We start from the raw sequence: 13,028 nt of genomic DNA on the forward strand, positions 1-13,028 counted from the left end.
CCCCCCCCACGACTGGCGTCAGCCCACCCTGGCGGGCAGGGCCACTTCGACGGTGCCGTCGCTGCGCCGCCGTTGCGCCGCCCAGTGCTCGACGGCCTGGTGGCAGGCCCGGTCGAGGTGGCGGACCATCGTCAGGTCCAGGTGGACGTGCTTGCCGGTCGGCAGCTGGTCGAGGTGGTCCAGCAGCCGCGGCAACCGCAGGAAGGTCGCGGTGCCGCCCATCTCGACCCGCACCTGCTCGTCACCGTCCTCGGCCTTGACCGACAGCCGGGACACCTCGATCGCGGTCTTGACGATCGCGACGGCCAGCCCGGCCAGCGTGCCGATCAGCAGGTCGGTGGCCACGATCATGCCCGCGGTGAGGATCAGCACGAACGCCTCCGAGCGGTTCTCGCGCACCAGCACCGCGACCTGCCGCAGCTCCAGCAGCTTCCACCCGGCCTGGATCAGCAGGGCGGCGAGCACCGCCGTGGGGATGAAGGACAGCACGCCCGGCAGCAGCACGACGAACAGCAGCAGCCAGAAGCCGTGCAGCACGCGGGAGAGCTTCGTCTTCGCCCCGGCCTGCACGTTCGTGGCGCTGCGCACGATCACCGCGGTCATCGGCAGGGCCCCGAGCAGACCGCAGATGGTGTTGCCCGCGCCCTGCGCCACGAGCTCCTTGTTGTACTGGGTCTTCGGCCCGTCGTGCATGCGGTCCACGGCCGCAGCGCTGAACAGGCTCTCCGCCGAGGCGATCAGCGCGAAGGTCACGATCGAACCGAGCACGGCCAGGTCGAACACCGAACCCCAGCCCGCGGCGTCCGGCGGGTTCAGCGCCGCCAGCAGCGAGCCGACCTCCACCTTCTGCACCGGCAGCACCAGCAGCGCCGCCAGCGCGCTGGTCACCACGACCGCCACGAGCGCGCCCGGCACCAACCGGACCTTCTCCGGGGCCTTCTTCCAGAACGACATGATCAGCAGCGCCAGCACCGCCAGCACCAGTCCGCTGATGCCCTCCGGCGTGGTCACCACCGCCCCGATCAGGTCGGGGATGCCGGCGAACTTCGCCAGCGTGCTCTCGGGTTGTTCGAGACCGCCGACCGGGAAGATCTGGCCGAGGATCAGCACCAGCCCGATGCCGGCCAGCATGCCCTGCACCACCGAGGGCGAGATCGCCCGGAACCAGGTGCCCAGGCGGCTGATGCCCAGCACGATCTGCAGCACACCGGCACCGAGCACGATCACGCCCAGCGCTCTGAGCCCGTGCTGCTCCACCGCGGAGGCCACGAGCACGGTGAGTCCGGCGGCCGGGCCGCTGACCTGCATCGTGCTGCCGGGCATCAGCCCGACCAGGAGGCCACCGACGATGCCGGTGACGATGCCCAGTTCGGCGGGCACGCCGGAGGCGACGGCCACGCCGACGCACAGCGGCACCGCCACCAGGAACACGACGAGCGAGGCACCCAGGTCAGCGCCGAACGTCGGCGGCGCACCGGACTTCCCGCGGGTTTCGGACGTTAGAAGTCGAGTCATCACAATGCCCCTCCAGGGCAAATCGGATGTCGGGACGCAGGCAGCGCCGCGCACCCCGCTGTGCGGGGCGCGGCCTGGGTCCGACTGGCCTTCGAGCAGGCGTTACAGCGGCAGGAAGTCCGGCTCGTCCGGGCTCTGCGGACAGGCGAAGACCAGGCCGGTGTCGATCTCGTAGAACCAGCCGTGCAGCCGCAGCTCGCCCGCGTCGATCCGATCCCGGATGAACGGGTATTCGCGCAGCGTGCGCAGCTGCTCCAAGATGTGCCGCTTGCTCTCGGACCGAACGCTGGGGTCCTCCGGATCAACGCCGGTCAGGCCACCGGTGCCCAGCCAGGTGCACAGCGCGGGGAGCTCCTCCAACCCGCGTCCGGCCATGGTCAGCGCGGTGACCGCGCCGCAGTGCGAGTGGCCGCAGACGATGATGTCCGGCACGCGCAGCTGCAGCACCGCGTATTCGATGGTGGCCATTTCGCTGGACGCCGAGTCCGGCGCGTATTTCGGCACCACATTGCCCGCGGTGCGAAGTTCGAACAGGGTGCCCGGTTCAGCGCCGGTGATCTGGGAGGGGATCACCCGCGAATCGGAGCAGCCGATGAACAGCGCGGACGGTTTCTGGCCCGCGGCCAGCTGCTGTCGGCGAGCCGCGGAAAGCGTGCTCGGGTGGCGTCGGGCGTGTCGCACGAAATGTTCGAAGCTCATTGGGTCTCTCCGTGTCGTCGGCATGGAAATGTCGGCGAGCAGGACCCATCAGTGCCGGACGACCTGGAGCACGGCCGGGGAATGTTTGAGCTTCACGAAATCGTGGTAGGGATCGCTCCCAGGATTTGGGAGGATTCCCGATCGGAGCCCTTCTTCGACGTCGTGGGTGGGCTGCAGCACGCGCGGCAGCGGCACGTTCCGCTCTCGAAACCGGGATCCGCTGCACCGGTGCAGCGCGATGCCGGGCAGCCGCTCGCGGAGCTTCACATCCCGGTGCTCCTTGGTTTCAGGACTGGTTTCCGCAGGTCCCGAACGTGTCGGCGAGCAACCTTGGGCGGTCGCCTGCACCGGGCCCAGCACGGCGAGCGCGATCGCGAGCAGCAGCAACAAGCCTGCTCTCGTGAAGCGCCAAACCTTGCCGTGCACCGAATCCTCCGGTAAATGGGCAGCCGTTCCCCACCGACGTCGTCGACGGTAGAGGAGGAAAGTAGCGAAACGCTGAACCAAAGGTATCCGAAGACCGGCACCCCGGCGCAAGTCGCCGATCCGGGATCGGTGACCCCGAAACAAATGAAGATATGTTAATCGATCGGCCACGACCTGCGAATTCACCCGGTTGCCGGGTGGACACCACCCTCTTCACTGCGGTGAGTAAACAATGTTCACCACTGACAGTAATGGTGATGTGACCAGCATTACCGGATCGAGTGTAGGGCTACTGGCCGCGGAATACCTCGTGCCGAAACCTGCCGGAAACACCTCCCGGAAAACTGCAGCGTTCAACGAACTCGGTAGTGGTAGTGGTGTGCCGTCCGGAAGCCCAGCGCCGCGTAAAGCCGCCGCGCACCGGGGTTGTCCTCCTCGACCTGGAGGAAGAGCCGCGCCCCCAGCTCCGACGCCCAGCGCGCACCCGCGCGCAGGACCCCGGTGGCGACACCTCGCCCGCGCCAGTCGGGATGCGTGGCCATCCCGTAGATCCCGCACCAGCCCGCCGACTCGGCGAACATCCCCACCCCGACCGGCAGCCCGCCCCGCGAGGCGATCGCGAACCGCGCCCGGGGCAAGCGGTCCAAGCTCGGCTCCGGCGTGCCGCCCACCGCTTCGACAGCGGCCAACCAGGACGGGCCGGTGGACTCCTCCAGCCGCACGTCGAACTCCCCCGCCGAGCACGCGTCGACCACCGGCTCGGCCTCGGCGAACATGACCTCGGTCGGCCCGGTCAGCCGGTATCCCCGCTCGGCGAGCGCGGCATCCAGATCGGCGCGCCGGTCCGGCCGGCTGACCTGGACGATCGCCGCCGCGCCGCGAGCCGCGTAGAACTCCTCGACCCGCTCGATGCCGTCCACGCCCCGCTCGGGCGGGACGGCCGAGTTCGAGCGCTTGCGGTTGAGCAGCTCGCAATGCCGCAGCAGCCAGCCGTCCACCCGCTCCACCGTCGTGGCGGGCCAGGTGGCCACCGCTGCCCGATCGATCTCCGCGCTGAACGGAACCATCCCCACCGCCTGTGCATATCAATTCAGATGAATGGATATGCATCCAAGCAGGTGGGGATGCCGTCGCACAACGCCTTTTCGCCGCGCCGCTGGCGCGGGCTCACGCCGAGCGGAACGCCGGGTAGGGCAGCAGGTGCAGGGCGCCCGCGCCGAAGCGGTCGACCAGCGCGTCGACCACCTGGTCGGCGAGCTCCGCGACGTCGTCCAGCCCGGAGGCCACCGCATCGGCCCGCAGGTGCCGCCACCGGTCGACCAGCGCCGTGCTGCGGCGTGGCGAGGGCATGTGCAGGTCGATGGGCCGGTCGGTCTCGCCGGTGCGCGGCAGGAACCACCACGTCGAAACCCAGACCCACAGCAGCTGGGCGTTGAACAGCCGCGGCAGCAGCACCTCGTCGTCGTCCAGCTCCGGCCAGACCTCGGCGATCTCCGAGCGCCAGGTGGACAACATGCTCTCGGCGAGGTTGTCCGGCAGCGCGTACGAGCACCACGACGACGGGAACGGGTACTGCAGGTACGCCGCGTCCATCGCGACGTCGCGCACGCAGCCCCACTCGAAGTCCAGGAACCGCACCCCGCTGCTGCCGGTCACCAGGCTGTTGTCCGGGCAGATGTCCGACGGGCTGAACGCCCGGTACCGGCTCGACCGCAGCAGCTCGGTCGCGGTGGTGAGCCGCTCGACCATGACCGGCGGGGTGTCCACGCCCAGGACCTGGGTGAGCAACTCCGGCAGCTCCGACACCGAGCGCACGATGTCATCGGCCACCGGGTCGGTCCACGACTTGGCGCCCAACCGCCGCATCAGCGCGTCGAAGTCCTCCTCGCAGCCGGCGGTGGTGCTGTGCAGCCGCCCGAGCGCCCGCGCCCAGGCCAGCAGCGCTGTCTCGGCGACCCGGGAGTCGTCGGCGAAGAGCACGTCCGCCAGCGTGGAACCGCGCCCGAGGTCCTCGAGCACCAGCAGGCGCTCGGCCGCGTCGTGCGCGATGAGCTCGGGGCCGACGCGCGCCTCCGGCGGCAGCGCCGTGGTGAGCTGGCAGCTCGCCGCTTCGTGCGCGAACGGGTCCGAACGGGCTTCCGCCGGGCACTCGCCGTAGTGCTTGACCACGACGGTCCTGGGCAGCTCGAAGGGCGACTCGGCGATCCGCACCCGCATGACTACCGAGCGGTCGCTACCACCGAGGTCCTCGGCATCGGCAAGTCGCACCGGAGCTCCGGTCCGCTTGCTCAGCACAGCTTCCGCGGTCCCGACGGTGTCTGTCGCCTCGGTGCTGACCGGGACGCGAACCTCCGGGGGGCCGGTGGTGATCTCCACGCTCATCGTCTCCAGACACTACCCCCACAACATGAACCTGAGCGGCCATAACCGGTCAAGTGACGCACAACCGGTTAGCGCCCGTAATCGCAGCGTGTTCGCCGGTAGGCAGTCGTCCACCACCTCCGCGACGGCACGCTCGACCCCGCGCGCACTCCCCCCTCGACGTGGACGGAACGACTCGGCGTTCGCGTTGCACAGCGGCGAGGATTTCGCCGCGGCCCGTCCCTACAGCATTTCCCTGGTGGGCATCTGGTCACCCACCCCCACCCGCCGAGCCCGGAGCAGGAGGACCGCCGACGCCGCCACGACGATCCCCGCCAGGTTGACCGCGAGCTGGGCGATCGAGCTGGCGCACTGCGCCCAGTCGCCGAGCGTCGCCGCCACCACCGCGTAACCGGCCGCGGGCACCGTGGTGACCGAGATGAACACCCCGACCAGGGCCGCGGATTTCGCCGAGGTCAGCGACAACATCCCGGCCGCCCCGGCCAGCAGCGACACGACGAGCGACGACCAACCGACCTGGTAGATGAACGAAACCTCGCTCACCGCCGGCAGCGCAACGCGGTCGATCAGACCGATCCACTCGCCGCCGAACGCGGCGACAGCGGTGATCAGCATGGCGACCGGGAAACCGACGGCCAGCGCCAACGAGGCCCGCCGCACCAGCAGCCACCGCCGCGACACCAAGCCGACCGCGATGGCGGCCAGCGGCCCGAACTCGGGCCCGACCACCATCGCGCCGACGATCGTCACCGGGGAATCGGTCACCACGCCGACCGCCGCGAGCACGCAGGCGATGGACAGGAACGCGAGGAAGGTGCCGGAGAGCCGGCACTCCTCGCCGGTGCGGGCGATCAGCTCGTCCCACACCACCGCGTCGTCCCCGTCACCGGGGGCCGACTCCTCGGCCTGCTCGGCTCGTTCGGACAGCGTGGTGCCCGCATCGGTGATGGTCACCGCGCCGACCTGGGCGAGTTCCGACGCCCGGATCGCGGCCAGCACTTCGTCGGCGGCCTCGCGCGCCAGGTCGACCTCGATGAGGTCGCCCGCCGGCTCCAGCGCGCCACCGCGCACCAGCACGACGTGAGCCGCACCTGGGTGCGACCGGACCGCGGCCAGCACCCGTTCGGTGTGCTCGGCCGGACAGATCACCCGCAGGTGCAGCACGTCGCGACTCCGGTCAGCCCTGCTTCTCCACCACGCCGGGCGGGAACACCGAGATGCTCTCCTCGCCGACCTTCGCGGCCGGCTTGGCGTCGATACCGGCTTCCTTGCGCTGCTCGATGGTGATCGGGGACGGCGCCGAGGTCAGCGGGTCGAACCCGCCGCCGCTCTTCGGGAAGGCGATGACGTCGCGCAGCGAGGAGGCACCGGCCAGCAGCATGCAGATCCGGTCCCAGCCGAAGGCGATGCCGCCGTGCGGCGGCGGGCCGAACTTGAACGCCTCCAGCAGGAAGCCGAACTTGTCCTGCGCCTGCTCCTGGGAGATGCCCAGCAGCTCGAACACCCGCTCCTGCACGTCCGAGCGGTGGATACGGATCGACCCGCCACCGATCTCGTTGCCGTTGCAGACGATGTCGTAGGCCCAGGCCAGCGCGTTGGCCGGGTCCTCCTCGAAGTTGTCCACCCAGTCGGCGTTCGGCGAGGTGAACGGGTGGTGCACCGCGGTCCAGCGGCCGCTGCCGACGGCCACGTCGTCGGTCTCGTCGATCGGCTCGAACATCGGGGCGTCGACGACCCACACGAACGCCCAGGCGTCGTGGTCGATCAGGCCGCAGCGCTCACCGATCTCCAGCGGGGCCGCGCCGAGCAGGCCGCGAGCCGCCGAACGCGGACCCGCCGCGAAGAACACGCAGTCGCCGGGGTTGGCGCCGACGGCCTTGGCCAGGCCGTCCCGCTCCGCGTCGGAGAGGTTCTTGGCGACCGGGCCGGACAGCGTGCCGTCCTCACCGACCAGGACGTAGGCCAGGCCCTTGTGCCCGCGCTGCTTGGCCCACTCCTGCCAGGCGTCGAGCTGGCGCCGCGGCTGGCTCGCGCCGCCCGGCATCACCACGGCACCGACGTACGGGGCCTTGAACACCCGGAACGGGGTGTCCTTGAAGTACTCGGTCATCTCGGTGAGCTCGAGGCCGAAGCGCAGGTCCGGCTTGTCCGTGCCGTACTTGGCCATCGCCTCGGCGTAGGTCATCCGGGGGATCGGGCGCGGGATCTCGTGGTCGGCCAGCTTGCCCCACAGCGCGGCCAGGATCGACTCGCCCAGCTCGATGACGTCGTCCTGGTCGACGAAGCTCATCTCGATGTCGAGCTGGGTGAACTCCGGCTGCCGGTCGGCGCGGAAGTCCTCGTCGCGGTAGCAGCGCGCGATCTGGTAGTAGCGCTCGAGGCCGCCGACCATCAGCAGCTGCTTGAACAGCTGCGGCGACTGCGGCAGCGCGTACCAGTTGCCGGGCTGCAGCCGCGCCGGGATCAGGAAGTCCCGCGCGCCTTCCGGCGTCGAGCGGGTCATGGTGGGCGTCTCGACCTCGACGAAGTCGCGGTCGTGCAGGACGTCGCGCGCGATGCGGTTGATCTCGCTGCGCATCCGCATGGCCTTGGCCGGCTCGGCGCGGCGCAGGTCCAGGTAGCGGTGCTTGAGCCGGACCTCCTCGCCGACCTCCAGGTGCTCGTCCAGCGGGAACGGCAGCGGCGCGGACTCCGAGAGCACCACCAGCTCGGTGGCGGTCACCTCGATCTCACCGGTGGGGATCTCCGGGTTCTCGTTGCCCTCCGGGCGCCGGATCACCTCGCCGGTGACCTGGATGCAGAACTCGGAGCGCAGCCGGTGGGCGCGCTCGGCCATCTCGCCCTCGCGGAAGACGACCTGGGCGACGCCCGAAGCGTCGCGCAGATCGATGAAGATGACCCCGCCGTGATCGCGACGGCGCGCCACCCACCCGGCGAGGGTGACGGTCTGCCCGGCATGACCGGCGCGCAGCGATCCGGTCTCGTGCGTGCGCATCACGGGTACTGAGCTCCTTCTTCCGCTGTTGCCAGCGTTTCGACGGCATTTGCTTCGCTGTCGCCAGCACCGCCGGGGCCGCACCAGATGCGGGCTCAACAGGCATGACGCAGGACTTCAAGGCTAGCCAACGAGGGCTGGCGCACGCCCGGCAGGTGCCGCGCGTCGATCCGCCGCCGCGCAGCGTCACCAACCGCGCTGGGCACGGACACCGGTCGCGCGGCGCGCTGGCCCGGATCACCGCGGCGAAGTTCGCCCCGTTGGTCCGTTCACCGCAGCGGCACCAAATGGTCGATACCAATTTTGGGTCGGGTGCGCCACAATTCACCTGATTCGAAGATCGATCGACGATGAGGCAACGGCTTTGTCCGGCACCGCAACGCGCACCAGGAGTTGAATACCACCTTAAGCCAGCCCTGTTCCGACTTTAGTTGGAGACACCTACCGGAACTCGGTCGTTGCGTATGGCAGATCCACTCATTAGCGTAAGTTCGGATTCGGCGGACACGAGGAGTAACGATGATCGGCCCGAAAACAGAGGCCCGCCCGACCGCGCAACCGCCCGTCCGGAACGCGCAACACGGGACGAACGCGCTGTCGGCCGAACTCGCTGAACTGCTGCGCACCGGACCGTTCGAGGCGGCCCTGCGCACCGCGATCCGAGCCAGCAGGTTGAGCCTGGAGCGCATCCAGCACCGGCTGCGCGCCCGCGGCACCCCGGTCAGCATCACCGCGCTGAGCTACTGGCAGTCCGGTCGCCGACGCCCGGAGCGCCCGGACTCCCTGCTCGCGCTGCAGCAGCTCGAACAGGTCCTGGGCGTGCCGGAGAACGCGCTGTCCGCGCTGCTCGGCCCGCCGCGCCCCCGCGGCCGCACCCGGCAGGCGCCGGCCGAGGCGCCGCCGCTGAGCTCCCTGTGGTCGGAGAACGAGTCGGCCGCCGAGCTGCTCACCAAGATCGACACCAGCCACGACAGCAAGCTCGCCCGCCTCAGCCACCACGACGTGGTGCACGTCGACCAGCGCGGTGAGCTGCGCAAGATCCGCACCCGCAAGCTGGTCCGGGCCGAGACCAACGGCGTGGACCGCTGGGTGATCATGTTCGACGGGGCCTCGTCCGGCGAGAACCCGCCGATCATCCGGCCCATCCGGTCCTGCCGGCTCGGCCAGGTGCTCACCGATCACGCCCGCGACCTGGTGGTCGCCGAGCTGCTGTTCGACCGCGCGCTGGCCCGCGGCGAGACGATGCTGCTCGAGTACGAGATCATCGACCCGCCGACCGGCCCGAACGAGGTCGAGCACAGCTTCTGCCGGCTGTTCCGGCTCCCGGTGCGGCAGTACGTGGCCGAGCTGCAGTTCGACCCGGCGCACCCGCCGACCCGCTGCGAGAGCTACGTGGGCGACTCCACCACGCAGGAGGTGGAGCCCCCGAAGCCGCTCACCGTGGACCGGTTCGGGCGCACCCACGCGGTGGCGCTGGACTTCGGGATGGGCGTCTTCGGCGTCCGCTGGCAGCCCGAGGAGCAGCTGGGCACCAGTTCGTCCTCCCGCACGACCACCCGGTGAGGCGAGCCGGATAATCGGCCGGGTACGCACCGTAACCGGTTATCCGGCCGCTTCCGAACATCGGTTGAATCTGGCACGAGGTCCCGGAATTTTTAACGCCCGGGAAACAGTCGGCCGATTTCCGAAACGGACCAGCAATCATCTTCGGCAGCATTGCCGAACTCCAATCGAAAACGATATGCATCTGCATTACCCGGTCGATCCCACCCGCGGCGCAGCCCCTCGGCGCGTCACAGCAGGCTGAGCTGCCGCACCTCCTCCACCTCGGCATCCGTTCGCGCGGCACCGGCGACTTCCCGGAACCGCGGCACCCGCGGTGGCCGGACGCCGTGGCGCTGCTTGGCCTCGGCCACCCGCGCCAGCACGTCCCGCTGGTAGGACTTCGGCAGGTACGACCCGTTGCGGTACAGCCGGGAGTACATCGGCACCAGCTCGGGGTGCTCCCGCTGCAACCAGCCCCGGAACCACTCCCTCGCTCCCGGCCGCAGGTGCAGCAGCAGGGGCGTGATGCTCGAAGCCCCCGCCGCGACCAGCTCCCGCACCGCGGCATCGATCTGCTCCGGACCGTCGCTGAGCCCGGGCAGGATCGGCGCCATCAGCACCGAGCAGCCGATCCCGGCATCGGCGAACCGACGCACCACGTCCAACCGACGACGCGGCGAAGGCGCACCCGGCTCGACGGCACGCCAGAGCCCCTCGTCGATCGAACCGACCGAAACCGCCACCGACACCGGCGCCACTTCAGCTGCCTGCACGATCAGGTCGAGATCGCGCAGGATCAACGTCCCCTTGGTGAGGATCGAGAACGGGTTGGCCCGGTCCCGGAGCGCGGAGATGATCTCCCGCATCAACCGGTACCGCCCCTCGGCGCGCTGGTACGGATCGGTGTTGGTCCCCATCGCGATCGCCTCACCGGTCCAGCGCGGGCTCGCCAGCTCCTTGCGCAGCAGCGCCCCGGCGTTGACCTTCACGACGATCTTGCTGTCGAAGTCGTGCCCCGCATCCAGGTCCAAGTACGTGTGAGTACGCCGCGCGAAGCAGTACCGGCAGGCGTGTCCGCATCCCCGGTACGGGTTGACCGTCCAGCCGAACGGCACGGCGGACTCTCCCGGAACCCGGTTGATGATCGACTTCGCCTGCACCTCGATCGCGTAAGCGTCCTCGGTCCCCGCCTCGATCGGCACCGGCTCGGGCAGCCGCAGCCCGGCCCGACCGCTCCCGCGCTCAGCAGGCTCCGGCAGGCCGAGCGGCAATGCGGGGTCCTCCCCCGACCCGACTCGCTGACGTTCCCATCGCATGGTTCAATTCGAACACAGTTTCGACATCATGTCGACTCGGTTCACCCCACCGTGCAGGGTCAGCCGAGTTCCTCGGCCAGCGCGACGAGGATGCCCCCAGGTCCGCGCACGTAGCAGAGCCGATAGCTGTCCTCGTACTGCTCCAGCTCGCCCACGAGCTCGGCGCCGTGGGCGCGCAGCCGGGCGATGACGTCCTCGATGTCCTCGACGGCGAACATGATGCGACGAATCCCGAAGGTGTTGACCGGCGCGTTCGGCTCAGCGGTGGTGGCCGGCGGCGTGTGGAACTTCGTCAGCTCGAGTCGTCCGTGGCCGTCCGGGGTCCGCACCACGGCCAAGTCGGCCTGGACGCCGTCGAGCCCGACGAGGCGGTCCACCCCTGGCCCGCCGACCGATGCCTCGCCCTCGAGCTCCAGGCCGAGCTCGAGGAAGAACGCGATGGCAGCCGGGAGGTCGTCGACCACGATGCCGACGTTGTCCATCCGCTGGATCGCCATGATTACCTCCGATGTCGCGCGGCCCCGTGGCCGCTCGTGCCCCTGGGACGAAGCCGTTGCCGCGTTCTCGACATCCGCGGCCGGAAGAATCTTCACCCCGAATGCATGCGGCTGCGCAGCCGCGCAACGGTTTTGGAACCACCGGTTTCGTCTTGGGCCTGGTCGGCCTGATCTTCTCCTTCATCCCGATCATCGGCGTGATCGCCTGGCCGCTGGTGATCCTGGGACTGATCTTCGGCATCCTCGGTTTCAACCGCGCCCGCAAGGGGGTTGCGACCAACAGCGGTTTGGCGATCACCGGCATCGTCCTGTCGGCGATCGGCTTGGTGGTGTGCATCATCTGGGCCGCGGCGTTCGGCAAGGCCGCCGACGACATCAACCGGAACATGCAGCAGCTCGAGCAGGGGCAACCCGCAGCACCGCCGATCGGCGAGGCTCCGGCCGACAACTCCTCGGCGCAGCCCCGCACGGTGGTTTACGAGGTGACCGGCTCCGGCAAGGCGCTCAACATCACCTACACCACCGACGGCATGACGTCCGTGGAACAGCAGCAGGATGCCGCGCTGCCGTTCACGAAGGAGATCAGCCTTCCGCCCGAGGCGTTCCAGATGTTCTCGGTGTCCGCCCAGAACGCTGGGAACGGCACGATCTCCTGCAAGATCACCGTCGACGGCAAGGCGCTCAAAGAAGCTTCGAGCAACGGCCAGTACAGCGTCGTGATGTGCAACGGCGACGTCAAGAACTGGTGATTCCGCCTGACGTGAATGCGTTCCCGCACTGGAGATCGGTGCGGGGGCGCGTTCGTCGTCTCCCGACGTCAGTAGTCTCCGCTCATGGCTGCTGATGTTCCGACGATTCTCGCCACCTCTGGAGGCGTCCGGGCTTCCGCTCGGCTGCGCTGGGAAGTCGGCCCGTTGACGAGGTATGCGGTCGACCTCGCCGGCGTTGCCGACCGGGCTCCGCGGGTGTGCTTCCTGCCGACCGCTTGCGGGGACGACCGCCAGCTGATCGCGACCTTCTACGACAACGCGTGGCGCGAGGGGTGGGTCGGCAGCCACATCTCGCTGTTCCCGATGCCGAACATCAGCGATCTGCGCGAACACCTGCTCGCGCAGGACGTCGTGTGGGTGGGCGGAGGCAGCGTCGCCGGGCTGCTGGCCATGTGGCGCCTGCACGGGCTCGACGCCGCCCTCCGCGAAGCGTGGCAGGCGGGCGTGGTCCTGACCGGTGTTTCCGCCGGTTCGATCTGCTGGCACACCGGCGGCACCACCGACTCGTTCGGACCCGCTCTCCAGCCGGTGACCAACGGCCTCGGCATGCTGCCGTGGTCCAACGGCGTCCACTACGACAGCGAGCCCGAACGCCGACCGCTCTTCCAGTCCCTCATCGCGGACGGCACCCTCCCCGCCGGGTACGCGACCGACGACGGTGTCGGCTTGCTCTACCGCGGAACCGAGATGGTCGAAGCGCTCGCGGAGAAGGAGAAGGCCGGCGCCTACCGGGTGGAACGCGGCCCCGACGGCACCGCCGTCGAAACCCGGCTGGACGTCCGCAAGATCTGACGAATGCACGACTTCCTCCGACCGAGAGCTCGGCCGCAGCGGGGGCACGGGCGCCCCGTGCGGGCGACACCGTCCAGGTGGTCCGCATAAT

General features: G+C 69.6%; 13 protein-coding genes. 4 read left to right on the top strand and 9 right to left on the bottom strand.

Going from position 1 to position 13,028, the window contains the following annotated elements; translation table 11 throughout:
* Positions 1-18: 18 nt before the first annotated feature.
* The 7 genes from OU415_RS36365 to aspS form a co-directional block, all read right to left on the bottom strand.
* On the bottom strand, positions 19-1,515 hold the full coding sequence (locus OU415_RS36365; RefSeq protein ID WP_270954248.1) for a SulP family inorganic anion transporter: 1,497 nt from the start codon (positions 1,513-1,515) through the stop codon (positions 19-21).
* Between the two features lie 102 nt (positions 1,516-1,617).
* Positions 1,618-2,214: a carbonic anhydrase gene (locus OU415_RS36370; RefSeq protein ID WP_270954249.1), complete on the bottom strand. Its 597-nt coding sequence runs from the start codon at positions 2,212-2,214 to the stop codon at positions 1,618-1,620.
* Positions 2,215-2,262: 48 nt separating this feature from the next.
* A complete protein-coding gene (locus OU415_RS36375) occupies positions 2,263-2,604 on the bottom strand; it encodes a hypothetical protein (protein ID WP_270954250.1) in 342 nt (113 codons plus the stop codon).
* A gap of 389 nt (positions 2,605-2,993) precedes the next feature.
* Entirely contained in the window at positions 2,994-3,707 is a 714-nt protein-coding gene (locus tag OU415_RS36380; protein ID WP_270954251.1) for a GNAT family N-acetyltransferase, read from the bottom strand.
* A gap of 100 nt (positions 3,708-3,807) precedes the next feature.
* Positions 3,808-5,022 (bottom strand): phosphotransferase family protein, encoded by a 1,215-nt coding sequence (locus OU415_RS36385; protein ID WP_270954252.1) that lies wholly within the window; start codon positions 5,020-5,022, stop codon positions 3,808-3,810.
* Positions 5,023-5,244: 222 nt separating this feature from the next.
* A complete protein-coding gene (locus OU415_RS36390) occupies positions 5,245-6,186 on the bottom strand; it encodes a DUF389 domain-containing protein (RefSeq protein ID WP_270954253.1) in 942 nt (313 codons plus the stop codon).
* Positions 6,187-6,199: 13 nt separating this feature from the next.
* Positions 6,200-8,020, bottom strand: coding sequence for an aspartate--tRNA ligase (aspS, locus tag OU415_RS36395; protein ID WP_270954254.1), 1,821 nt, complete (start codon positions 8,018-8,020; stop codon positions 6,200-6,202).
* Between the two features lie 101 nt (positions 8,021-8,121).
* Here aspS and OU415_RS36400 point away from each other — a divergent pair, with 101 nt between their 5' ends.
* Positions 8,122-8,349, top strand: a complete 228-nt coding sequence (locus OU415_RS36400; RefSeq protein WP_270954255.1) for a hypothetical protein — start codon at positions 8,122-8,124, stop codon at positions 8,347-8,349.
* A gap of 187 nt (positions 8,350-8,536) precedes the next feature.
* On the top strand, positions 8,537-9,580 hold the full coding sequence (locus tag OU415_RS36405) for a hypothetical protein (RefSeq protein WP_270954256.1): 1,044 nt from the start codon (positions 8,537-8,539) through the stop codon (positions 9,578-9,580).
* A 230-nt stretch (positions 9,581-9,810) separates the two neighbouring features.
* Here the strand turns inward: OU415_RS36405 and OU415_RS36410 are convergent, their stop codons facing one another.
* Together OU415_RS36410 and OU415_RS36415 are read right to left on the bottom strand one after the other, a co-directional pair.
* Positions 9,811-10,878 carry an Rv2578c family radical SAM protein gene (locus OU415_RS36410; RefSeq protein ID WP_270954257.1) on the bottom strand — a complete coding sequence of 356 codons (1,068 nt, stop codon included), beginning with the start codon at positions 10,876-10,878 and terminating at the stop codon, positions 9,811-9,813.
* 59 nt (positions 10,879-10,937) lie between these two features.
* On the bottom strand, positions 10,938-11,375 hold the full coding sequence (locus OU415_RS36415) for a VOC family protein (protein ID WP_270954258.1): 438 nt from the start codon (positions 11,373-11,375) through the stop codon (positions 10,938-10,940).
* A gap of 101 nt (positions 11,376-11,476) precedes the next feature.
* Here OU415_RS36415 and OU415_RS36420 point away from each other — a divergent pair, with 101 nt between their 5' ends.
* Positions 11,477-12,124, top strand: a complete 648-nt coding sequence (locus OU415_RS36420) for an MmpS family transport accessory protein (protein ID WP_270954259.1) — start codon at positions 11,477-11,479, stop codon at positions 12,122-12,124.
* A gap of 84 nt (positions 12,125-12,208) precedes the next feature.
* On the top strand, positions 12,209-12,937 hold the full coding sequence (locus tag OU415_RS36425) for a Type 1 glutamine amidotransferase-like domain-containing protein (protein ID WP_270954261.1): 729 nt from the start codon (positions 12,209-12,211) through the stop codon (positions 12,935-12,937).
* Positions 12,938-13,028: the final 91 nt, after the last annotated feature.

The organism is Saccharopolyspora oryzae (genome assembly GCF_027853915.1).
Lineage (GTDB): Bacteria > Actinomycetota > Actinomycetes > Mycobacteriales > Pseudonocardiaceae > Saccharopolyspora > Saccharopolyspora oryzae.